Consider the following 21,896-nt stretch of genomic DNA (forward strand, 5'->3'; position numbering starts at 1 on the left):
GAGACCGCCTCGTCATCGCCCGAGCAGCCGCCGAACGACGCGCTGGCTGTGAGGGTCGAGGAACGGCTCGAGCACCATCCCGAAGCCGGCCCGCGAAGGCGCGAGGGCGTCAACGGGTAGGGGCGACCCCCTGTGGTCGCCCCGTGGTTGCCGCACGTGTGGGGCAGGCACAGGGGCCTGCCCCTACGGGTTGTCGCCCGGTAGGGGCAACCCCCTGTGGTTCCCGACCCCCCTATGGTCGCCCTACCCCCTGTGGTCGCCCGATTCCCGGGGTCGCCCCGACGATGGGGCAGGCACGGGGGCCTGCCCCTACTACCCATGGTGTGCCATCGGCGCTGCCCCGCGTGCTCCGCGCCTGGCGGCGAGCCCGCGCGGGGGTGGCCTGAGCGAGGCGGCAGACGTTGACGCTCGTCCCTCTCCCTCCTATCCTTTCGGTCGAGACGCGTGTTCTCACGACCGGCACGAGGCTACCCAGGAGTTCGGCGTGCAGCGATCTGCCTCTGTTTTGACTCCTCAAGAGTTCATCGCCAAGTGGTCCGACGTTACGCTCAAGGAGACGGCGGCCTACCAGGAGCACTTCATCGACCTCTGCCGGATGCTCGGCCAGCCGACCCCGGCCGAGGCCGACGCCCACGGCGCCTGGTTCACCTTCCAGAAGGGCGCGACCAAGACGACCGGCGACCCGGGCTTCGCCGATGTCTGGATGCGCGGCCACTTCGCCTGGGAGTACAAGGGCAAGCACAAGGACCTGAACGCTGCCTACCAGCAGCTCCTCCAGTACCGTGAGGCGCTGGAGAACCCGCCGCTGCTGGTCGTCTCCGACTTCGAGCGCTTCGAGATCCACACCAATTTCACGAACACGCCGAAGCAGGTCTACCGCTTCACGCTGGCCGAGCTGGATCGAGCGGAGAACCTGGCCATCCTGCGGGCGCTCTTCACCGAGCCCGAGCGCCTGCGGCCTGCCCGGACGGTCGAATCGGTCACCGAGGAGGCCGCCGAGCGTTTCGCCCGGCTGGCGCTGGCGCTCCAGGACCGCGGCGTCGAGTCCCACCAGGCCGCCCACTTCCTGGTGCAGGTGCTGTTCTGCCTCTTCGCCGAGGACGTTGGCCTGCTCCCCAACAAGGTCTTCAGTCGCCTGCTCGAGTTCGCCAGGCGGCGCCCCGACCTGTTCGCGCCGAAGGTCGAGGAGCTGTTCGCGGCGATGCGCGACGGCGGGGTCGTCGGCTTCGAGGAGATCCCGCGCTTCGACGGCGGGCTGTTCGCCGAGATCGCGGTCGTGCCGCTGACGCCTGAGGAGATCGCCACACTGGCCGAGGCGGCCCAGCTCGACTGGGCCAGCATCGAGCCGGCGATCATCGGCACGCTGTTCGAGCGCTCGCTCGACCCGGCCCGCCGGGCCCAGCTCGGCGCGCACTATACCGGCCGGGCCGACATCGAGCGGGTGGTGGAGCCGGTGGTGATGACGCCGCTACGGCGGCGCTGGGCCGAGGTGCGAGCCCGGGCCGAGCAGATCGCCGCCGCCCGCCGGGCCGCACAGGAGCGGGGCGATTACCGCGCCCGGCGGCGACGGGAAGAGGAGCTGGCCAAGCTGCTCTTCGGCTTCCAGGAGGAGCTGGCCGCGGTGCGCATCCTCGACCCAGCCTGCGGCAGCGGCAACTTCCTCTACGTGGCGCTGGCCAAGCTGAAGGACCTGGAGAAGGAGGTAGTGGCCTTCGGCGCGGCCAACGGGCTCTCCCAGATGCTCCCCCGCGTCGTGCCGACCCAGCTCTACGGGCTGGAGATCAACGCCTACGCCCGCGAGCTGACCCAGGCGATCGTCTGGATCGGCTACCTGCAGTGGATGACTGCCAACGGCTTCCAGGTGACCCGCGACCCGGTACTCGCGCCGATGGAGACGATCCGGCTCCAGGACGCGCTGCTCGACCGCACTGACCCAGCAGGGCCGCGCGAGGCCGAGTGGCCCCGGGCCGACTTCATCATCGGCAACCCGCCGTTCCTGGGCGGCAAGCGCCTGCGGACGGAGCTGGGCGACGCCTACGTGGACGACCTCTTCGCCGTCTACGCTGGCCGGGTACCGCGCGAGGCCGACCTCTGCTGCTACTTCTTCGAGAAGGCGCGGGCCGAGATCGCCGCTGGGCGGGCGAAGCGCGCCGGGCTCCTGGCGACCAACTCGATCCGCGGCGGCGCCAACCGCCGGGTGCTGGAGCGGATCAAGCAGAGCGGCGACATCTTCATGGCCTGGGACGACGAGCCGTGGGTGCTCGACGGCGCCGCCGTGCGCATCTCGATCGTCGGCTTCGACGACGGCAGCGAGCAGGAGCGGGCGCTCGACGGGCTGCCGGTGGCGACCATCAACGCCGACCTGACGGCCTCGATCGACATCACCAAAGCCCGGCGCTTGCCCGAGAACGCCGGCATCGCCTTCATGGGCGACACCAAGGGCGGCCCGTTCGACATCCCTGGGGACCTGGCCCGGAAGATGCTGGCTGCGCCGCTCAACCCCAACGGCCGGTCGAACAGCGACGTGGTGCGGCCCTGGGTCAACGGGCTGGACGTGGTGCGCCGCCCGCGGGACATGTGGATCATCGACTTCGGGGTGGACATGCCGCTGGAGCAGGCCGCGCTCTACGAGCTGCCGTTCGAGCACGTCGAGCGGCACGTCCTGCCCGTGCGGCAGAAGAACAACCGCCAGAGTTACCGGGAGCGGTGGTGGCTGCACGTCGAGCCGCGCCCAGGGATGCGCCAGGCCCTGGCCGGACTGTCCCGCTTCATCGGTACCGCTCGGGTCGCCACGCACCGCATCTTCGTCTGGCTCGACAGTCGCACCCTCCCGGATAGCCAGATCATCGTCTTCGCCCGGGAGGACGACTACTTCTTCGGCGTGCTCCACTCGCGGGCGCACGAGGTCTGGGCGCTGCGGATGGGTACGTGGCTCGGCGCCGGCAACGACCCGCGCTACACCCCGACGACCACCTTCGAGACCTTCCCTTTCCCCTGGCCGCCGGGCCAGGAGCCGGTCGATGACCCGCGCGTCGAGGCCATTGCCGCGGCGGCGCGCGAGCTGCACTGCCTGCGCGAGCGCTGGCTGAACCCCGAGGGGGCGAGCGAGGCTGAACTGAAGCGCCGCACGCTGACCACCCTCTACAACCAGCGGCCCGCCTGGCTGGTGCAGGCGCACGCCCGGCTCGACCGCGCCGTCTGGGCCGCCTATGGCTGGGATGACCCCGACCCGGCCACCGTGGACGCGGAGACCATCCTCGCTCGCCTCCTCGCCCTCAACCTCGCGCGGGCGGGGGCTACAGCAGGCACGAGCGAGTCTGCCAGAGTGCCGCCCACACGCTAGGAGGCATCGACCGCTATGGCGATCTACGAGGTCACGGTGCCATTCGAGCGGATCGTGATCACGACGATGCATTCCGCTCAGTGGTCGCACCTACCGGATTCCTTCAAGGTGGGTGAGATTCTGTGCGACTACGACCCCGCGCGCAAGATCGGCTCGGCCAAGTTGGAGGTCGAAGCGAGCGATCCGACTGAGGCAAAGGAGAAGGCGGAGCGCAAGGTACGCCTCGCGTTCGGCGCCTTCGCTCTTGAGGGGCATGCGTTTCGGGTCGTATACGGCCCTGGCTTTCAGGCTGAAGAGAGAGCTAGCGAACCTCCGCCCATCGCAGAGCCCGACTCTTTGGATACGGGGAATGAGAATTGCCGCACAGTGGCTCTTGGTGATCATGGCATCATAGAGGGTGCGGAGCAGATTTGGGTTGAGAAGAGAGTCGAGTCAGTCGACTTTGCGAATCAGGTGGTTTCGCGATACGAGACGTTACCCGATCATCGGCTAAAGCGCGCGATCGAGTTGAACTACATCGCCACTGTCACGCCCGAGGAGTGGGCTGCGTTCCTCATCCGATACGCAGCGCTGGAGCTAATTGTCGAGTACCTGGCCGGATCCGATAGTTCTCTGATCGAAGCGCGCCTTCAGAATGAATCACAAAGGGATTCGTTGCTGCAGGAAGTTCGCAACATGTTCTCCCGTTATGGCTTTACAGACGAAGAAATCCGGAGGCTTGAGGGTAGATTGCGCGAAACGCAGCAGAGATCGCGCCGTCAGCGCTTTGTCCATGCATTGCAGACCGTGGGTGTCACGGCCGATCTCGGGGAGATCGACACCGTGATCCGGGTGCGCAATGCAATCGCGCATCAGGGAAGAACGCCGGAGACCAAAGACGAGGACCTCGCCTTCGCGCGAGCCAGGGAGTGGGTGCAGGCGGCCTTATTCAGGCTTCTCTCCGAGAATACTTCGTCAATCCCACAACGGTAAGCCGGCCCTTCTCCTCGCGTGGCAGACCAACGGCTCACCGATCCGTGCTCGCGAATGCATTAGCCGCGTGTCTTACCGTGGAAGAGTTTCAACTATCGCTCAGAGAGTCTGTTCTCGTTCTGGCATTGACGAAGACGCGGACGCGCCGGGAGCACTGACCGCGCATTGAAAGGCAGCCCGCATGGCGACGAACAAGCTCACTCCCTGGAAGCCACTCGCGATCGAGCACGGCGATAGCCGTTACCCCTCACGCCTAGCGAAGGAGGGAAAGCTCAGAGGCAAGCGCGGTCGGGTGATCACCCTCTACGCCTGGGAGGGGACGAATCTCGAGCTCCTGAACGCTGAGGCGACGATCGCGATCGTCGGATCCCGCTCCGCTCCGCCGGACTTCCTCGCGTATGCCCGGCAGGCGGGAGCCTATTTCGCTCGCCATGGGCTGGTGGTGGTCACTGGAGGGGCGCGCGGCGTCGACCTCGAAGCGATGAACGGAGCGCTGGAGTCCGGAGGGCAAGCAATCGTCGTCCGCCCGATGGGCTTGGAGAGCGCCGAAGCCATCCGATTCGCCAAGCGCTATGAACCGTACCTCGCAGCGGGAAAGCTGCTCGTGCTTTCGGAAATGCCTCCCCACCAGCGCTGGCATGCCCGCGCGGCGATGGCGCGGAACCGGCTCGTCGTGGGGTTGGCCGATGCCGTGCTCGTGGTCCACACTAAGCTGAAGTACGTGCCGCGAGAGACGAGCAATCGCCGACTCGCGCGCGTTTCGAACGGGAACCAGGAACAGGCGAGCCTGCGCCTCAGCGGGACATGGAACGCAGCAGAGCAGGCACGCAAGCTGGGGCGCCCACTCTGGGTGCTCGACGGAGCCGTCGAAGGGAATCGAGCGCTTCTCTCAGATCCAGAGCTCGGAGCGCGTCGTGTCGATCGACCAGGAAGCGACTTCGGTTTTGAGGTCGTCCTGGCCGAGTCGTTCAGCGACGGGCGCCGGCTGCCTCCGCGCTCGTCTCCCGGCGAGCCCGAGCCACCGGGGCGGGATGCCGTCCAGCAGGCCGAGCTGCCCTTGGCGGAATAGGGAGTTCCACGGACTTCGAGCCCGGTTTCATCGCGGCCGAAGACGCTGCCGGCTTACAGGAGGGACGCCGCGGCGGCTTTCGGGTAGCCTTAGCTCCAGGCGCGGAGCCAGCCCGGAGGACGACCACCATGCGCGAGATCCACGTCGACGAGATCGCCGCGGCGGTGCGAGACCTCTGTCTCGAGGCTAACTACGTGCTAGGCGAGGACGTCCGCCGCGCCTTCGCCCTGGCCCGCGAGCGCGAGGTCTCCCCCCTCGGCCGCCAGGTGCTCGAGCAGCTCCTGGAGAACATCGCCATCGCCGAGAGCGACCGCGTGCCGATGTGCCAGGACACCGGCACCGTCGTCGTCTTCGCCGACGTGGGCCAGGACGTCCACATCGTCGGCGGCGCCTTCGAGGAGGCGATCGACCGCGGGGTGCGCGAAGCCTACAACGTCGGCTACCTGCGCAAGTCGATGGTCGAGCGGCCCTTCACCGCCCGGCGCAACACCCGCGACAACACTCCGGCGGTCGTCCATACCCGGCTGGTGCCGGGCGACCGCCTCCGGCTGGCGCTGCTGGCCAAGGGCGGCGGGGCCGAGAACATGAGCCGGCTGGCCATGCTGACGCCGGCCGACGGCCGCGAGGGGATCAAGCGCTTCGTGCTGGAGACGGTGAAGCTGGCGGGGCCCAACGCCTGCCCGCCGGTCATCGTCGGCGTCGGCATCGGCGGCACCTTCGACTCGGTGGGCCGGCTGGCCAAGCGGGCGCTGCTGCGGGAGATCGGCAGCGTGAACCCCGACCCCGAGGCGGCCGAGCTGGAGGCCGAGCTGCTGGAGGCGATCAACCGGCTGGGGATCGGCCCGCAGGGGTTCGGCGGGCGGGTCACCGCGCTGGCGGTGCACGTCGAAACGTTCCCCTGCCACATCGCCAGCCTGCCGGTGGCGGTCAACCTCCAGTGCGGCCCGGCCGCCCGCCACCGCGTGGTCGAGCTGTAGGCGAGGCTTTGCAGTTCTAAGTGCGTACAAATGTGAGTACCGACTCAGTTCTCATGCGCTTGCGGAGTCCACCGATCTTTGTAGCTTCTGGCGGCGGCAGGTAGCGCCGGTTAGGCGGGAGTTCGCGCTCGAATTCATCAACGAGTCGCAATCCAGCACGTTCGGCGGCTGCTATAAGCAGTGACGCATTCTTCACGAATATACCCCGAAGGCAAGAGTTGCCGATCACAAGAACGGCCTTACCGCCCGGCCGCAGGACCCGGTACGCTTCTGATACCAAATCGTACAGGTCAAGCGCATAGCGTTGAATCATACGGTGCTCTCGCCGGGGAAGCCGAGAAATTCCATGCAGTGAACTAATGAGCTCGTTAGCCAGTTGAACGTCAGCACTCGGTTCAGGCGCTCGCTCGGCACCGATCGCTACTGCGCGAATCCTGCGAAGATCTGCAAGTCGATAACCCAGCCAAACAAGACTTAGACGGTGTCCCCTCAAGTAATCGATCGCGTTGAGATATGGTGGAGAAGTAATAACGGCATCAATCGACTGCGCTGCTACAGCCTCAAGCTTCCGAGCGTCGCCGAAGCGAACGGTGACTCTACCTGGCGGCGGTTGTTTCTCCAACTGTAGGGCCAAGCGTATTGCCGATCGGAGAAACGCGTCAGTAACCGGGAAGTCGCTGTGTACAGCCACTCGATGTGGCCTACTGTGCGACACATCTCGGCCTAGCGAGGCTCCTTTGTCCTTGGTTACAATGATTCGACTGAGAACGACTCGTAGGGCATCTCCGAGGGGGCCATCAATAGTTGCGATTTCGCTGCTCAGTATCCGCAGCTGCAGCTGTTGTTCTCTCGCGAACCAGTAATCGACAAACCGCCTAGTCTCATCATCGTCATCGATCCACGGTAGACTGACTTTGCGGCCCGCGCAGTCTTGAGCCGCCCGAGCAAGCTCAACCGCAGTCTCCCGCAGGCATCGCGTATCGATGGGAGTAGTCCACACTCTCGCCATGATGACGGCCAAGGGATCCAGATCGAATCCAAGTGCCTCGTGACCATATTCGGCCGCCACGCGGAGTACTGTTCCAGATCCAGCCATCGGATCTAATACAATTGAACCAGTAGGAAGTGCACCACATTCCCGGAGGGCTAACTCTGGAGCCATTCTCGCAGGAAAGGGATGGATTGGGCGAATTGTGGCTTTGATGTAGTCATGATTTCTAATGCGAGCCGTCCCAGGCTTCTCGATACTGTCACTCCCGACCATCCCAACGCTCTCTCAACCTCTTGGAGCGACCAACCCACACCAAAACGTCGACTGGGAGACAATAAGCCAACATGCTCGCGATCTGAGGCTATAATATCAGGTTAAGGTCGATAAGCATACGTTCCCGCTGAGGTGCTCGTGTGAGTGAACGCAGTGGTGCTCTCTCGCGTAGTGAGGAACTTGATCTCTATGCCAGATTGATCGAGGGCGATCCAACCGCTCCTTCAGACTTGGCCGTCACCTATCTGGATCGGCTAACCGAATGGCTGATCCGTCACAACCCTGGAGTGGATCCCCATGACTGCGCCACCGCGGCCGAGGACGCAATCCTGGCACTCATCAAGAATCCGCGCAGCTACAAGTCAGAACGGCAGACACTCGAAGTCTACCTTCGAATCTCGGCACTCGGTGACCTAAGAAACCGGCTTCGATCCGAACAGCGTTATCGAGAACGGCGGGTTCCCCTGGACGTTGTCGAGCTTTCTCCGGACGCCCGGAAGTATCTATGGGACGTGGTAGGAGACCCTGCACTGATCGTCGAAAAGCTTGAGGATGTGGACCTAGCGACCATCCGAGCTAATCTACAGGTAGCGCTCACTGAGGAAGAAAACCGGGTGCTTGAGCTAATGACACAGGGCGAGCGTCGGACGGAGGCCTATGCTGCTGTTCTTGGCATAACTCATCGCCCAGTGTCCGAGCAGCGACGTGTGGTCAAACGTGTGAAAGATCGCATCAAGAAGCGGCTTGAGCGGGCTGGGGGCTGGAGTGAGTGATCGGATTGACGCGCTAGCGCGGCGAGTCGTGAACGACCCGCATTTCTTGGCAAGCGTGCTCTGGGTGTACGCTCGGAGCGAAGGGGTTGACGACGAGGACCTCGCGGGCATGCTCGGCTGCCCGGTTTCGACACTCGCTCCCCTCGCGCTTTGTCGCCGCCCTCGGCCAGAACCGCCATTCTTTCAGCAGGATGTAGAACGGATCGCTCAACACTTCGGCATTCGGCCGGAGACCCTGGCCGAGATTGTTCGTCGCGCAGACGCGCTCGCGGCCTTACAGCGCGGTGCTGAAGGTGACCGAGGCTTCCTCATGGCTGCCCGGGATGCCACCGAGGAAGTGAACCATGAGGAGAATCGGACATGACAATGCCCCTATGGGTGACCGAGACAGCCGAACTGTTTTGGGCTACGGTTGGCGAGCGGGAGGACCCGCCGCGAGACCTCCGCGTCTCCATCGCCAAGGCCCTACCCCTAAGCATCGTTCTGCTGCCACGGCTACGTGTAAGTACCATAGATGCGTGGTTACGACAGCGTGGCATTATGTGCTCAATTGCGGTTGAAGATCTATCACTGCGCGGATGTTTGATCGCGCGATACGGGCACGGCATTGTCTTTCTGGAAGGCCAGGATCCCGTTGATGAACAGCGTTTTTCACTTGCGCACGAGTTGGCTCATTTCTTGCGGCATTATTGGCTGCCCCGGCAGCATCTAGTGATGCAGCTAGGGCCAGCGGTGTTAGATGTTCTCGATGGTGATCGACTTCCTACTCATGAAGAGCGAGTACACGCCTTACTGGCTCGGGTAAGGGTGGGGTACTTCATCCACCTCATGAACCGGTCCCGTGATTCCTGGCCCGATCGAGCGACAACGACGGCTGCCGAGCTGGAGGCAGATCTGCTCGCATTTGAGCTGTTGGCCCCGTCTAGGGAGGTAATCCGGGCAATTTCGGACGTTTCTGATGGCGATCGGCGTTCAGTTGCAACCCACCACTTGAGGACGAAATATGGCCTTCCTGACAAGGCTGCGGAACGATACGCTTGCATTCTCTGTCCCGGCCCTTCCGGAGGTCACTCGCTGCTTCACCGGCTAGGTCTCGCGCATGTCGAACTTTCGGCTTCCGGTGCGGAAGAGAAGATGCAAGCGACAGGTGGAGGTGAGTGACTGTGAGTCGCAGCAAGCCGGAACCCGATAGCAATAGCCTCCCCATCGTTGGCGGCGAGTCGATCGTTCAGGTCACAGACCAAGACTTCACGGGAGCCTTCGGGGAAGATCTGCAACGGACGCTAGACGTCGACACGTGGTCTTCTGGGGAAGACCTGGCACTGATCTATGATCGGCTAGCAGCCGAGGTACGCGAAGCTGTCGAACGGGAGGAATCGTTACTCCGTACGATCAGGGAAGAAGTCTTTCCACGCTTGGCAACTTACCCCGGAGCACCGCGCGGGGCTGGTGTGTATGAAGCGGATCTATCTGTATTAGAGCGAATTCACCGTGGTCTGCTCTTTAATGGCGGTGTAGAGGCCTGTGACGGGAATCGGCATATCCACGATACTTTGCCGCTTACCGTCTTCCAGATCGGCGTATGTCTTGTCTCGTACCAAGGCAGTCAAGGGACCTGGAGTCAGCGCCTGTTCCGGCGCGATCTGCGTGTGACTAGTAAGGATCCTCGAGAGGAGATGCTGGCAGTCCTCGAACGAAGGGAGCGAAGAGCAGGCCTGAACCAAACGGAGCGTCGTGACCAGCTCACCGAGTTGGCTCAGCGAGGCATCATGTCGTATGCCGAACGCGCAATCTTGCTTCGTCGATCAACCGCTAAATGGCGCATGGGACATGGCAATCCAGCCCCGTACGAGCTGGTTACTGGCTCTGGTAGTCCCAAGCTGATGATTGAGGCTACCAGAGTAATCCGGGAACTGGTCGAGAGGCACCAGAGGTTCTTGTTCGTCGCGAGCGAACCTGCGGACCGAGTTCTGCTGACCATCGGTCAGGCACTGCGTCCTCTGGAGTTCGCTATCGTGGGGACGTTAAGGGAGCAGATCGACCGTATTGTTGAGCGCGGACATTATGGTGGGTGGGGTGCCTCTGAGTCCGACGGCGCCGAATGGGACGGCGAACTTCTTACTCCGGAAGCCTGGATAAAGCGCTTTCGGGACGTAGTTGCTTCACAGGTTGTGGTTGGTGTTTATCGCGCTTCACGCGTGGCGCCGGCGCAACTCTTCTACGCCCATGTTGACCACGCGTATGTCGCTGCCCATATTGCTCTTGCAGACAGCGTTCTGCAGGAGCACCGGGGATATCCGCTCCTACTCGATATCGCCCACAGTGTCTGTAGCAGCATCTTTGGTGCTGAAACCTTAGCAGGACCCGTCGCGACAGCCTACATCGATGTCGGTGCGCCATGGCGATTCCTCAGTGAACGGGCGAGTCGGTACCTATAGCTGGTCCCTGTCTAGATTGCGTTGATGCATGGAAAGGATCGGCCATGAAGTCGCAGTCTCCGAACGATCCAACACCGCTTGGGAACTCTAACGAAGTCGTGCAGAATGGAGTCGTGGCTACTCCATCCGATGCGACCCAACAAATTGAGCGAGAAATAGAAGCTGCAGGTGGAGAACTACAACCCGATGAGTTTATGTTTGGCTCCATCGGGGCAACAATGTTTGATTTACCCAGTAGTGACGATAATACGGTTACTGTGCTATTACCGAAAGAGAATATACACAGTGCGCCGTCACAGGCACTTGTTCGGATCAAGAGTCGTGATAAGCGCAACTACCTGGGGGTCGTAACAGCGGGTCCATTTGTTGAGCCGGATAGTCTCCGCGCAGACTCGCCAATGCTGGTCACAGTTACCACACGAGGCGGCATCTATCTTCCGCCTTATCACGGCCGTGTGCAGGTTACGATTCTGGGCGAAGAGCAGGCCGACGGGACTCTCATTCCACCACGCCTCAGACCGCTGCCAAATAGTGGTGTTTTTGTCCTTGATGAAGAAGAGACGGCTAAGGTTCTCAATTGTGACGGGGATATCAGGATAGGATTGGTGATTGGCTATGAAAACCTTGTTGTCCGTGTACCCTCTATGCAGAAGTCAGTGCTCCCGCGCCACACGGCCATTCTGGGTACCACCGGCGGTGGCAAGTCGACAACCGTTGCACAGCTTGTCCAACAAGCACAGGCTGCCAAGATGGCCGTCATATTACTTGACGTTGAAGGCGAATACACGTGCCTGCACGAGAAAACAGACGATCCGACAATGCTTGCGAGTCTAGAGGCCCGGGGCCTAGAGCCAGCTGGGATACCAAACACGCTCTATCACTTAGTTGGACGCGAGACTACCAATCCCGAACATCCTGAGCGTAAGGCATTTTCGCTGCAGTTTGAACGTCTTTCCCCATACACTGTGATCGAAATTCTCGGTCTCACCGAGGCACAGGCCGACCGCTTTCACAAGGCTTATGAAATTGCCAAGGCATTGCTACGCGATCTAGGAATCTTCCCAAGGCCTGGCAACAGTGATGAGGAACGCTTAGCGATCGAGTTAGACGAGTTTGAAAGAGGCTATCCAAGGCTCACTCTGGATTTCCTGATGGATATCGTTGGCGGCGTCGTTGCGCGGTCTGATGACAGGGATCCATCTCCACTTACATCAGAACTCCAGGGTCAAGGGTTAGAGGCTCTCAAACGTCAAATTTCACAGGTCAAGATCGATTCACCAGTCTCTTGGCGCGCCCTGCTTGGTAAGCTCGCTCGTCTGAGACGGCTCAAGGTGTTTGATAGCTCTGGGGTCGCGCCACTCGATTACCACACGATGTTACAACCTGGTGCTGTCTCAGTGATTGACCTATCAGATTCTGGTATGTCAGAGCTTAGCAATATCGTTATCGCGGATCTTCTGCGTGGCGTCCAGGAGACGCAAGATTGCCTTTGCAGCGAGTATGAGCGATCCAGAGCTATGAATCCAGCTGCCCTTCCACCAGCCCGAGTATTGGTGATTATTGAGGAGGCGCATGAGTTCCTATCAGCGGAGCGGATCGAGAAGATGCCGGTGCTGTTTGAACAGGTGGCCCGCATCGCGAAGAGGGGTAGGAAGCGATGGTTGGGTCTAGTATTCGTCACGCAGTTTCCGCAGCATCTACCACGCCAGGTGTTCGGCCTAGTGAACTCCTACGTCGTCCATAAGTTGAGCGATCCTAATGTAGTAAGCCTGTTGCAAAGGATTATAAGCGGAATTGATGACGGATTGTGGAGGCGGTTGCCGGGTCTAGCACCGGGGCAGGCAGTCGTCTCGTTTCCACATCTAACTCGTCCACTCCTTGTATCGATCGATCCAGCGCCAGCGAAGCTGCGTTTGATAGATTGAAACCTTAAGGGCATCACTTCTCAATTAGGTTATGTGTCGCATAGGCGGGAAGACGGGGTGAGCGTCGAGATCGGGCCGCTGCCGCCGCCGCTGCCAGACGAGCTGTGCGAGCGCTACCTCCGGCTGAGCTTCGCCACGGTCGGCCACCTGATCGAGCACGGCTTCGCCGATCCGGAGATCCGGGCCATGGTCGAGCCGGTCAAGCTGGCCGGCCGGGCGATCACCGTCCGCATCGCGCCGCCGGACTCGACGCTCGTCCACAAGGCCACCGAGCTCCTCCAGTTCGGCGACGTGCTGGTGATCGAGGCGAGCGGCGACCGCCGCCACGCGCCGGTGGGCGGGATGGTGGCCCTGGCGGCCCGCCAGCGCGGCGCGCTCGGGATCGTCGTCGACGGTGTCTGCACCGACCGCTCCGAGCTGCAGGAGCTGGGCTTCCCGGTGTTCGCCCGCGGCACCAGCCTCCTCACGACCAAGCTACTGGGGACGCCGAGCGGCGCGCTGAACCTGCCGGTGTCCTGCGGCGGCGTGGTCGTGCACCCGGGCGATCTGGTGCTGGCCGATGAGAACGGCGTGCTCTTCCTCAGGCCGTCGGAGGCTGCCGCGCTCTTGCCCGAGGTCGAGGCGCGGGAGCGGCGCACCGAGGAGCGCCGGCGCCGCCTGCTCGAGGGCGCCTCGCTGGCCGATCTCTCAGGGGCCAACGTGGCCCTCGAGCGCCTGCTCGGGCGGCCGAAGGCACGCTGAGCGCGCCGGCGCGCGGATCGCCGCCACGAGAGTCTTGGTACCTCCTGCCCCACGCGAGCGGCCAGCCGCGCTGGGACGCTGCCTGGCCGCTCTCGCCGGAGGTTCGGGGCGTTCCGCGACCCTAGCCGGCCAGCAGCGACGCCAGCTCGTCCAGCACGGCCCCGGCGGGGGCGTAGAGGACGTAGCGCGCCTGGCTGTCGATCGGCGTGGGCTCGTTGTTGACTACCGCCACCGTCGCCCCGTGCTGGAGCGCCCGGCGCGGCACGTAGGCCGCCGGGTAGACGCTCAGCGAGGTGCCGACCACCAGCAGCACGGCGGCCGTCTCGGCCAGGCCGAGCGCGCGGCGCAGGGTCTCCTTGTCCAGCGACTCGCCGAAGGAGACCGTGGCCTCCTTGACCAGCCCACCGCAGAGCGGGCAATCGGGCACGGTGCCCTCGGGGCCGGGGTCGAACTCCTCGGCCGGCCAGCGGGCCCCGCAGTCGAGGCAGCGGATCTCGTGCGCCGTGCCGTGCAGCTCGATCACCAGGCTCGGGTCGGAGCCGGCCTTCTGGTGCAGGCCGTCGATGTTCTGGGTGATGATCTCCTGCAGGTAGCCGGCCGCCTGCAGCCGGGCCAGCGCCCGGTGCCCGGCGTTCGGCTGCGTCCGCGCCAGCAGCGGGTAGCGCTCGCGCCGGCGCTGCCAGTAGCGACGACGCACCTCGACGTCGTTGAGGAAGTCGCGGAACTTCGTCGGGTTCTGCTTCGACCACAGCCCGTTGGGGCCGCGGTAGTCCGGGATGCCTGACTCGGTCGAGATGCCAGCCCCGGTGAAGGCCAGCGCCGGCTGGGTGCGGTACAGCTCGTCGGCGAGCTGCTCGATGATCTCCCGCTGCGCGCCCGTCAACACGGTCTGCTCGTGCAACACCGCTCCTCCACCTCTCCAGGCTCCAATCCTACACCCCCGCGCAAGTCGTCCGAACGCGCGATAGGCTGTTCCGCCCGGGCGGTCGATGGCGTATCCTGGTGAGGGAAGGCAGGCATCACCGGCTGGAGTACGGTGCCACATGCAGGAGAGCGCGGAGATCGCCATCATCGGCGGCGGGATCATCGGCTGCGCGGTCGCCTACCAGCTCGCGGCGCGCGGCCACTGGGGCGTGACGGTGCTGGAGCGCGACCGCGTGGGCGGCCAGGCGATGGTCGCCTTCGCCGGGCTGCTCTCCGGCGCTCCACCTGGCCGGCACGGCGACCCCTTCGGCGCGCTAGCGGCGGCCAGCCTGGAGCGCTTCCCCCGGGTCGCCGCCGACCTCCGCGAGCGCACCGGGATCGACCCGGAACTGCGCCACACCGGGGCGCTCTACCTGGCCCTGACGGCCGACGAGGAGGCGGCGCTGCGGCTCCCGCCGGACACGCTCCGCCAGTACCACCCGGAGTGCCGCTGGCTCGAGGCCCGGGAGCTGCGCGAGCTGGAGCCGGAAGTCTCGCCGCTCCTCCGCGGCGCGCTCTACGCGCCCTGGGAGTGGCAGGTGCTCAGCCCGCGGCTGGTGCAGGCGTACGCCCGCGCGGCCGCGCTGGCCGGCGCGCGCATCCGCGAGACGGTCGAGGTGCGCGGGGTCGAGCGCGACGGTGACCGGGTGACGGCGCTGCTCACCAGCGATGGCCGGCTGGCGGTCGGGCAGGTGGTGCTGGCGGCCGGGGCCTGGAGCGGGCACCTGGGCCGGCTGTTCGGGCTGTCGCTGCCGGTGGGGCCGCTGCGCGGGCAGATCGTCCGGCTGGCGGCCTGGGGGCCGGCGGTGCGTCACTCCCTCTACCGGGGCGAGCTGTACATCGGCGCCAAGGCGGACGGCACCGTCGCCGTCGGCTCCACGGAGGAGCTGGCGAGCTTCGACCGCCGCCCGACCGGCGCCGGGGTGGCCCTGCTGAGCCGCTTCGCGGTCGAGACGGTGCCGGCGCTGGGCCAGGCGACCTTCCTGGACGCCTGGGCCGGGCTACGCCCGCTCTCCGAGGACGGCCTACCGCTGATCGGTCGTGCCCCCGGGCTGGCCAACGTGCTGGTGGCGACCGGGCACGCCCGCAACGGGGTGCTCCTGAGCCCGGTCACCGCCGAGGCGGTGGCCGACCTGCTCGAGGGGCGCCGCCCGGCCGTCGACCTCGCCCCCTTCGACCCCGCCCGCTTCGCGCGGTGACGCCCGCGCGGCGCGGCGCGCCCCAGTCACTCCGGAGGGGCTCGCCGCCGCGCCCGTCGCGGGACTGCCTCGCCCCGCTCGACTCGCCGCTCCTCTCGCGCAGGTGGCTACGGAGAAGCTGGGAGCGCTTCACGGACGCTGCGGCCGTGATTCCCCGGCGCGCCTGGATGGTACAGGCGTGATAGGAGGGCGGGGAGAGGGGGAAGCCCCTCCCGCGAAGCGCGGAGCGGGGACTCGGCCCCGCGCGCGTGCTCGACGCCGGTTAGGCCTCGCCGCAAGGTCGGGTCAGCCGGCCGGTGCTCCGGCCCGGCGGGTCGGTCGAGCGGGCAGCCTCCCCGCGAGGCGAGGCCAGGCGTCTTCGCCCGTGCTATCCGGGCCGTGGCGCGGTGGCGGTGGCCGCGCGGTGTGGGTTGCCGGCCCGGAGGCGGGGACTCGCTGGCCTGGAGATGCGGTACACTGCCGGGCGCATCCCCGGCCTGCTCGGAGGCCGGGGCCCTGGCCGTGAGAGGATCGAGCGCGTCGCGATGAAGAGTCCACGCATCCAGCGCATCTGCGTCTTCGCCGGCTCCCAGCCCGGCTACCGGCCCGTCTACGCCGAGCAGGCCGAGCGGCTAGGCCGGCTGCTGGCCGCGCGCGGCATCGGGGTCGTCTACGGCGGCGGGAGCGTCGGGCTGATGGGGGTGCTCGCCGACGCCGCGCTCGACGGCGGGGCGGAGGTGATCGGGGTGATCCCCGAGGTGCTGATGATCCGGGAGGTCACCCACACTGGGCTGACCGAGCTCCGGATCGTCGGCACGATGCACGAGCGCAAGGCGTTGATGGCGGAGCTGTCGGACGCGTTCATCGCGCTGCCTGGGGGCTTCGGCACGCTGGACGAGCTGTTCGAGGTGGTGACCTGGGCCCAGCTCGGGCTGCACCGCAAGGCGGTGGGACTGCTGAACGTGGAGGGGTACTACGACCCGCTGCTCGCCCTCATCGAGCACGCGATCGCGGAGGGGTTCATCCTTCCCGAGTACGCGCAGCTCCTGACCGTCGACTCCGACCCCGAAGGCCTGCTCGAGCAGCTCCTCCGGCACGAGCCGCCGGTGATCGTGCCGCGCTGGATCACCAGGGAGCAGATCTGACGGCTGATCCACCCTCACCCCGCCCTTCGGGCACCCCTCTCCCGCGCTTTCCTCCCTCACCCCGGCCTTCGGCCACCCCTCTCCCGCCGAGCGGGAGAGGGGTCACCGATCGCGCGATGCAGTACGGCCCCAGCACGCGCGTGGGGCCGCGTCCCCTCTCCCGCACCACGCGGGAGAGGGGGTAGGGGGTGAGGGCGATCACCGGGAGAGGGGCTAGGGGGTGAGGGCGGCTTCTCTGCTTGCAACTGGCCGGGCGGCCGGGTAGACTGGTCTGCGACCGGTCTAAGAGGAGCTGCTCGTGACTGCGATCGGAGCCTTCGAGGCCAAGGTGCACTTCTCCGAACTGCTCGACCGGGTCGAGAAGGGCGAGCGGATCGTCATCACCCGGCGGGGAGTGCCGGTGGCCCAGCTCGTCCCCGTCTCCCCCCGGCGCGGCGACCCGGAGCAGGTCGTCGAGGCGTTCCGGCGCTTCCGCCGCGGCAAGCGGCTCGACGGCCTCCCCCTGCGCGCGCTGGTCGCCGAGGGGCGCGTCGAGTGAGTCCGGCGCTCGTGCTCGACGCCTCGGTGACGCTCTCGTGGGCCTTCGAGGACGAAGCGTCTGAGTACACAGAGGCGGCTCTGGAGGTGACGAGCCGGGAGGGCGCGCTCGTCCCGGCTCTCTGGCCGCTGGAGGTCGCGAACGGCCTGCTCGTCGCCGAGCGCCGGGGCCGTCTCACCGAGGCGGACACGGTCGCGTTTCTCTCGCTGCTGCGGCAGCTTCCGATCGAGGTGGAGCCGGAGATGCCGGACGAGGTCTTCGGCGAGGTGCTGGCCCTGGCGCGCGCGTACGGGCTCTCGCTCTACGACGCCGCGTATCTCCACGCTGCGATGCGGTACGCCCTGCCGCTGGCAACCCGCGACGAGCCGCTGCGGCAGGCGGCCCAGCGTGCTGGCGTCGCCCTGGCCCCGCCCGGCCACCACGCTGGGTGACGGTGCGCTGCCCTCACCCCGCCTTCGGCACCCCTCTCCCGCCGAGCGGGAGAGGGGCCATTGACCGGGCTTGGGCCGACGCCCCGAGCACCTGCGTGGGGCCGCGTCCCCTCTCCCGCGCAACGCGGGAGAGGGGGTAGGGGGTGAGGGTGGCTCCGGCCACCCCTCTCCCTCCAGGGAGAGGGGCTAGGGGGTGAGGGTAGCTCCGGCCACCCCTCTCCCTCCAGGGAGAGGGGCTAGGGGGTGAGGGCAACTTCTCGCTTCTCGTAGATCGCTGCGCCGGGGCCGTCGTAGACCAGGACGTAGCCGGGATCGTGCGACAGCGCGTACCTCAGCGCCGCGCAGCAGTCGCCGGTGGAGCCCAGTCGGGGGTGTTGCGCTGCCTCCCGCTTCACCACGTACACGTAGTCGAAATCGATCCCCGTCGTCTGCGACCACCGTCTCAGGCAGTCCGAATCCCCAGTCGCGCACTCCTGGATCGCCTCGTATCGCTCGATTGCCTGAGGAAAGCCAGCGAACCACTCGTTGCCCTGCACCGTCGCCACACTCACCCGCTCGGCCAGCGCGGGAAACCACTCCGATGAGGCGTCCCTGGCCCATGAGTCCGATGTGACGACGAGGAAGCGGCTTTCAGGTGGCGTAGTGCGAGCGACCCAGGCCATCGCCTCCCGCTCCTCCGGAGACAGCGCCCTGAGCGTGCTGTCTGCGGCTACCAGCATGCCCAGCGTCGAGTAGAGTAGGAGCAGACCGAGTGATGCCTGCACGAGGCGGCCTCGGAGGGGCTCGCTCCGGTCGCCACCCCGCAGCACCGGGAGCAGCACCTCGTCGATGCCGATCCCGGCCAGCATCGCCGCCGGCACTGTCACGTAGGTCAGCGCCTTGCGCGCATCGAGCAGGAACATGGCTGCCGCCCAGAGCACCAAGAACCGGTGACGTCGCTGGCCCAGGCTGGCTGCTGCCCCGAGCAGCGCGAGCGCGTACGGGAGCGGGAAGAGCACCTCGTCCGTTGCCCCGAACCAGAGCGCGGTGAGCGGCCGGTAGGCCAGCGGCACGCCGTAGTCGGTCGCCGCCAGGAAGGGTGCCAGCCCGTGCCGTACCAGCACCGTCCCCCACCAGGGGGAGGTCAGCACGAGCGTGCCGAGCGCGATCACCGCGGAACCGAGGACGCCTCGCCGGTTCCGGCCGTAGAGCAGGAACAGCAGCGCACCGCTGAAGGCTGCGAACCAGCCCATCTCGAGGTGCGACAGCACGCAGGCGCTGGCAGCCAGGCTTGCCAGGCCAGCGTGCTGCCAGCGGCTTGTTCGGTAAAACCTGTGGATTTGGTAGATCGCCAGCAGGGCGAACAGGAAGCCGAGCGATCGGGTGAGGCCGCCGCCCATGATCTGCCAGGTAAAGCTCCGCGCCATCGTGACGAAGGCGAAGGCGGCGAAGACCTGTGCGAGCCTCGAGGGGAGCATGGCCCGGCTCAGCGCGATGAACGCGCCGGTGGTCAGAACGCTGGCGGCGAGCGGCAGGTAGCGCAGGACGTCGAGCAGCCCTAGAGGCGTGACGTCGTCGAGCAGAGCAGCGAGGTAGAGCGCGAGCGGGGGATACACGAATGGGATCTCCGCCGCGTTGTACGACGCGTGTGCCGGTAGAAGGTAACCCGCGCGCTGGATGTCGCGCACCATCGCGTAGAACAGGCCCCCGTCGTTCAGCGGGAAATCGCTCCTCAGAACGAACCCGGCGCGGGTGATCGCGCCCAGCAGTACCGCAGAGCCGAGCGCAGCCAGATACAGCCGCCGCGTGCGGCGTTCCCGGGAAGCCCCAGCGTGAACGGGTTCGCTGCGTGTGACCATCGGCGCTCATCTCGCTCGCCCGGCCAGCGGCCGCCTCGCCCATCGCGCGGCGCGGAGCGACCGCCCTCGACCGGCGGGCCTGTCACCGGCAGGGACTCTTTCTCCTAACGTTCGGCGTTCAGCCCGGTTGCTGTCAAGGCGTGGCGCCCGCGCGCGCCCCGAACCAGGACATCGGTACCACCCTGCCGGGAGCGCCGGCGCGCCGTTGCTCACCGGCGCGGCCCGGCCGGGGCAGCCGCTCGAACGGTGCTCGGGTACGAAAGTACCCGAGCAATACAGACCTCTTTCCTCTTCTACGCTGCATGGTGGACTGTTAACCTGAAGCCAGATCGATCCAGACGGTCGGGGGCCGCCCGTCCGGTTACCCGGGGAAGGGAGGTGGTGGACCAGCAGGGGGCGAGCGGTCAGCCTCGGGCCGATCGATTCATCCGGATTTATCGTATGGCCGCGCCGTCATCGGCGGGCCGGAAATCCATAGAGAAGGAGCGAGAGACGATGTTCGAGTACGCGAAGGCACTTTTGGATCTCTATCTGCCGGAGAAGGCTGAGGGCCAGGGTCTCGTCGAGTACGCGCTGATCATCGCGCTCATCTCGGTCGCTCTGGTAGGTGCGTTGATCGCCCTGCGAGGCGGCATTGCAGAAGTGTTCACCGACATCCAGAATGCATTCAATAATAGCGGTAGCTAGATCGACTGAAAGTTTAGGAATCGAGTGCAGGCGATTGAGCCACTGGCCCCGTGGTCTCACGGGGCCAGTGCGTAAGTCGTGTTGCACAGCCAGCGATAGGAGCGCTGCGATGCCCCTCTTGCACCACCGCTGGCTGCCGGGGCAGGGGCTCGTCGAATATGCGTTAATCATCCTGTTCGTCGCGATCGCGCTGGTGGCAGCCCTGGTCGGGTTGCGGAGCGGGCTGGCTGAGTTCTACAGCAGTGTTTCGAGCGCGTTCGCCTCATGACCGGCGGCCATTCTTGGAAGTGCGGTGATGTTGGGGTAGGCGTACCAGCCTACCCCAACCGGCGCTATGTTTGCTGAACTCATCTGTGTTATTGAACTACAAAGGCGATGTGAAGTGATCGACCGAGATGCACTCGACCGGAAACAGCGATTGCTGCTCGCGGTCGTGATCATAGTAGGGAGCTTCGCGCTCTCATTCAGCCTACTCTCGTGGCGGGGTTATGTGGACGCCGACTTGACTTCACCGCTTGAAGGTGCCCGCGCGATCCTTCGGGGTGAAGATCCCTGGAACAACCCGCGGTTCGCACCGGGCAACCCGTGGCCGTACAACGAGCGGCTGTTTACCCCCTTGCCAGGACAGCTTGCCTTAATCCCCTTGACGCCGCTCCCACCGTACTATGCGGGGGCAACCTTCTTCGCGTTGAGTTCCGGCTTGCTCGCCTACGCCCTCTCGCGAGAGGGGCTGCACCGGCTGCCGGTCTTCCTCTCATCGTCGTTCGTGATCGCGGCCATGGTCGCGCAGTGGTCACCGTTGCTGATGGCCTCGGCGGTACTTCCATGGCTGACGCCGCTCGCCTTCGGTGCCAAGCCGAATTTGGCCCTCGCGCTGGCGGCAGCCTATCCCCGCCCGCGTTGGCTGCTGGTAAGTGCTGCCGTGTTTGCGGGCAGCCTGCTCGTGATGCCATCCTGGCCGCTGGCGTGGCTGCACGAAGTCCAACAGCATCACCATCCGCCACCGTTGCTGTACGCCTTTGTCTTCCCGCCAGGGCTGCTGCTCCTGTACGCACTCGTCACCTTCCGCCGGCCAGAAGGGCGGCTCCTGATTGTACTCGGGCTCGTGCCCCAACTCCTCTTCTTTTACGACCAACTCCTCCTTTGGCTGGTCCCGCGCACTTGGCGCCAGAGTCTCTGGCTCACGGCTTGGAGCTGGGTCGGCTGGGCCGGGTGGTTCATTTGGGGCTACGTGCCGAACGATATGGGTGCGCATATCACCAGCTCTCGCCCGTGGGTGGTCGCTTGCCTCTACCTGCCGGCCCTCGCCCTCGTGCTGTGGCAGGACGAACGGTCGCACCGGAGCATCTCGTTACTGCGCTCCTGGCTGAGCCAGCGTGGCCTGCCGGCCGTGCGATGGCTCCGATCTTCGCGCCTTACCGTCGGGCAGCGGGGCGGTGCAATGGGGAGTTATCCTCTTCCCCTTCGGAGTGCGAGGCGGTTGACAGAGCGGGCTGACGGCTACCGTCCTGGTTCCGGTCCCGTCCGAGCTCGAAGGAGCGGCTCGCCGCCTACACCCCCAGCGCGTCCTTGATCTTGTCGAAGAAGCCTTTGCGGTGGGTCTCGCGCAGGTCG

General features: G+C 65.5%; 18 protein-coding genes. 16 read left to right on the plus strand and 2 right to left on the minus strand.

The annotated features are described in order from the left end of the window. Positions 1-484 precede the first annotated feature (484 nt). The 9 genes from NET02_RS04845 (at position 485) to NET02_RS04880 (ending at position 13,502) form a co-directional block, all read left to right on the plus strand. Positions 485-3,343 (plus strand): class I SAM-dependent DNA methyltransferase, encoded by a 2,859-nt coding sequence (locus NET02_RS04845; protein ID WP_284056245.1) that lies wholly within the window; start codon positions 485-487, stop codon positions 3,341-3,343. Between the two features lie 15 nt (positions 3,344-3,358). Beyond that, a complete protein-coding gene (locus NET02_RS04850; protein WP_284056246.1) occupies positions 3,359-4,315 on the plus strand; it encodes a hypothetical protein in 957 nt (318 codons plus the stop codon). Between the two features lie 181 nt (positions 4,316-4,496). Then, positions 4,497-5,384: a DNA-processing protein DprA gene (locus tag NET02_RS04855; protein ID WP_284056247.1), complete on the plus strand. Its 888-nt coding sequence runs from the start codon at positions 4,497-4,499 to the stop codon at positions 5,382-5,384. 128 nt (positions 5,385-5,512) lie between these two features. Next, entirely contained in the window at positions 5,513-6,361 is an 849-nt protein-coding gene (locus NET02_RS04860; protein WP_284056248.1) for a fumarate hydratase, read from the plus strand. 1,404 nt (positions 6,362-7,765) lie between these two features. Then, positions 7,766-8,398, plus strand: a complete 633-nt coding sequence (locus NET02_RS04865; protein WP_284056249.1) for an RNA polymerase sigma factor — start codon at positions 7,766-7,768, stop codon at positions 8,396-8,398. A 540-nt stretch (positions 8,399-8,938) separates the two neighbouring features. Next, complete coding sequence (locus tag NET02_RS16675) at positions 8,939-9,559, plus strand: ImmA/IrrE family metallo-endopeptidase (RefSeq protein WP_430981069.1); 621 nt, start codon at positions 8,939-8,941, stop codon at positions 9,557-9,559. A gap of 2 nt (positions 9,560-9,561) precedes the next feature. Next, positions 9,562-10,836 carry a hypothetical protein gene (locus NET02_RS04870; protein WP_284056250.1) on the plus strand — a complete coding sequence of 425 codons (1,275 nt, stop codon included), beginning with the start codon at positions 9,562-9,564 and terminating at the stop codon, positions 10,834-10,836. Positions 10,837-10,880: 44 nt separating this feature from the next. Continuing rightward, complete coding sequence (locus NET02_RS04875; protein WP_284056251.1) at positions 10,881-12,761, plus strand: ATP-binding protein; 1,881 nt, start codon at positions 10,881-10,883, stop codon at positions 12,759-12,761. Between the two features lie 57 nt (positions 12,762-12,818). Beyond that, positions 12,819-13,502: an RraA family protein gene (locus NET02_RS04880; RefSeq protein ID WP_284056252.1), complete on the plus strand. Its 684-nt coding sequence runs from the start codon at positions 12,819-12,821 to the stop codon at positions 13,500-13,502. 121 nt (positions 13,503-13,623) lie between these two features. Here the strand turns inward: NET02_RS04880 and NET02_RS04885 are convergent, their stop codons facing one another. Then, positions 13,624-14,403, minus strand: a complete 780-nt coding sequence (locus NET02_RS04885; RefSeq protein WP_284056253.1) for an SIR2 family NAD-dependent protein deacylase — start codon at positions 14,401-14,403, stop codon at positions 13,624-13,626. 142 nt (positions 14,404-14,545) lie between these two features. Between NET02_RS04885 and thiO the strand changes: the two genes are divergently transcribed. From thiO to NET02_RS04905, 4 genes are all read left to right on the plus strand, one after another. Then, positions 14,546-15,664, plus strand: coding sequence for a glycine oxidase ThiO (gene thiO / locus NET02_RS04890; RefSeq protein ID WP_284056254.1), 1,119 nt, complete (start codon positions 14,546-14,548; stop codon positions 15,662-15,664). A 539-nt stretch (positions 15,665-16,203) separates the two neighbouring features. Beyond that, positions 16,204-16,788 (plus strand): LOG family protein, encoded by a 585-nt coding sequence (locus NET02_RS04895; protein ID WP_430981070.1) that lies wholly within the window; start codon positions 16,204-16,206, stop codon positions 16,786-16,788. Between the two features lie 298 nt (positions 16,789-17,086). Continuing rightward, complete coding sequence (locus tag NET02_RS04900) at positions 17,087-17,326, plus strand: type II toxin-antitoxin system Phd/YefM family antitoxin (protein ID WP_284056256.1); 240 nt, start codon at positions 17,087-17,089, stop codon at positions 17,324-17,326. Continuing rightward, positions 17,323-17,757, plus strand: a complete 435-nt coding sequence (locus NET02_RS04905) for a type II toxin-antitoxin system VapC family toxin (protein WP_284056257.1) — start codon at positions 17,323-17,325, stop codon at positions 17,755-17,757. Before NET02_RS04900 ends, NET02_RS04905 begins: the two co-directional genes overlap by 4 nt. A 236-nt stretch (positions 17,758-17,993) precedes the next feature. Here NET02_RS04905 and NET02_RS04910 read toward each other — a convergent pair whose 3' ends face one another. Then, the gene (locus NET02_RS04910) at positions 17,994-19,595 is read right to left on the minus strand and encodes a hypothetical protein (RefSeq protein WP_284056258.1); all 1,602 of its coding nucleotides are present in this window, start codon (positions 19,593-19,595) and stop codon (positions 17,994-17,996) included. Between the two features lie 378 nt (positions 19,596-19,973). On the opposite strand from NET02_RS04910, the gene NET02_RS04915 reads away from it, so the two are divergent. From NET02_RS04915 to NET02_RS04925, 3 genes are all read left to right on the plus strand, one after another. After that, the gene (locus tag NET02_RS04915) at positions 19,974-20,282 is read left to right on the plus strand and encodes a Flp family type IVb pilin (RefSeq protein WP_284056259.1); all 309 of its coding nucleotides are present in this window, start codon (positions 19,974-19,976) and stop codon (positions 20,280-20,282) included. 109 nt (positions 20,283-20,391) lie between these two features. Further along, complete coding sequence (locus NET02_RS04920; protein ID WP_284056260.1) at positions 20,392-20,550, plus strand: Flp family type IVb pilin; 159 nt, start codon at positions 20,392-20,394, stop codon at positions 20,548-20,550. A gap of 114 nt (positions 20,551-20,664) precedes the next feature. Then, complete coding sequence (locus tag NET02_RS04925) at positions 20,665-21,855, plus strand: hypothetical protein (protein WP_284056261.1); 1,191 nt, start codon at positions 20,665-20,667, stop codon at positions 21,853-21,855. Positions 21,856-21,896: the final 41 nt, after the last annotated feature.

The sequence above is a fragment of the Thermalbibacter longus genome, from assembly GCF_023806485.1.
Taxonomy (GTDB): Bacteria; Chloroflexota; Chloroflexia; order Thermomicrobiales; family Thermomicrobiaceae; genus Thermalbibacter; species Thermalbibacter longus.

Excerpts from the sequence above, each read along its gene's own strand:
- NET02_RS04850 (WP_284056246.1), top strand. The coding sequence starts at position 3,359 with ATGGCGATCTACGAGGTCACGGTGCCATTCGAGCGGATCGTGATCACG.
- NET02_RS04855 (WP_284056247.1), top strand. The coding sequence starts at position 4,497 with ATGGCGACGAACAAGCTCACTCCCTGGAAGCCACTCGCGATCGAGCAC.
- NET02_RS04860 (WP_284056248.1), top strand. The coding sequence starts at position 5,513 with ATGCGCGAGATCCACGTCGACGAGATCGCCGCGGCGGTGCGAGACCTC.
- NET02_RS16675 (WP_430981069.1), top strand. The coding sequence starts at position 8,939 with ATGTGCTCAATTGCGGTTGAAGATCTATCACTGCGCGGATGTTTGATC.
- NET02_RS04875 (WP_284056251.1), top strand. The coding sequence starts at position 10,881 with ATGAAGTCGCAGTCTCCGAACGATCCAACACCGCTTGGGAACTCTAAC.
- thiO (WP_284056254.1), top strand. The coding sequence starts at position 14,546 with ATGCAGGAGAGCGCGGAGATCGCCATCATCGGCGGCGGGATCATCGGC.
- NET02_RS04910 (WP_284056258.1), bottom strand. The coding sequence starts at position 19,595 with ATGGTCACACGCAGCGAACCCGTTCACGCTGGGGCTTCCCGGGAACGC.
- NET02_RS04920 (WP_284056260.1), top strand. The coding sequence starts at position 20,392 with ATGCCCCTCTTGCACCACCGCTGGCTGCCGGGGCAGGGGCTCGTCGAA.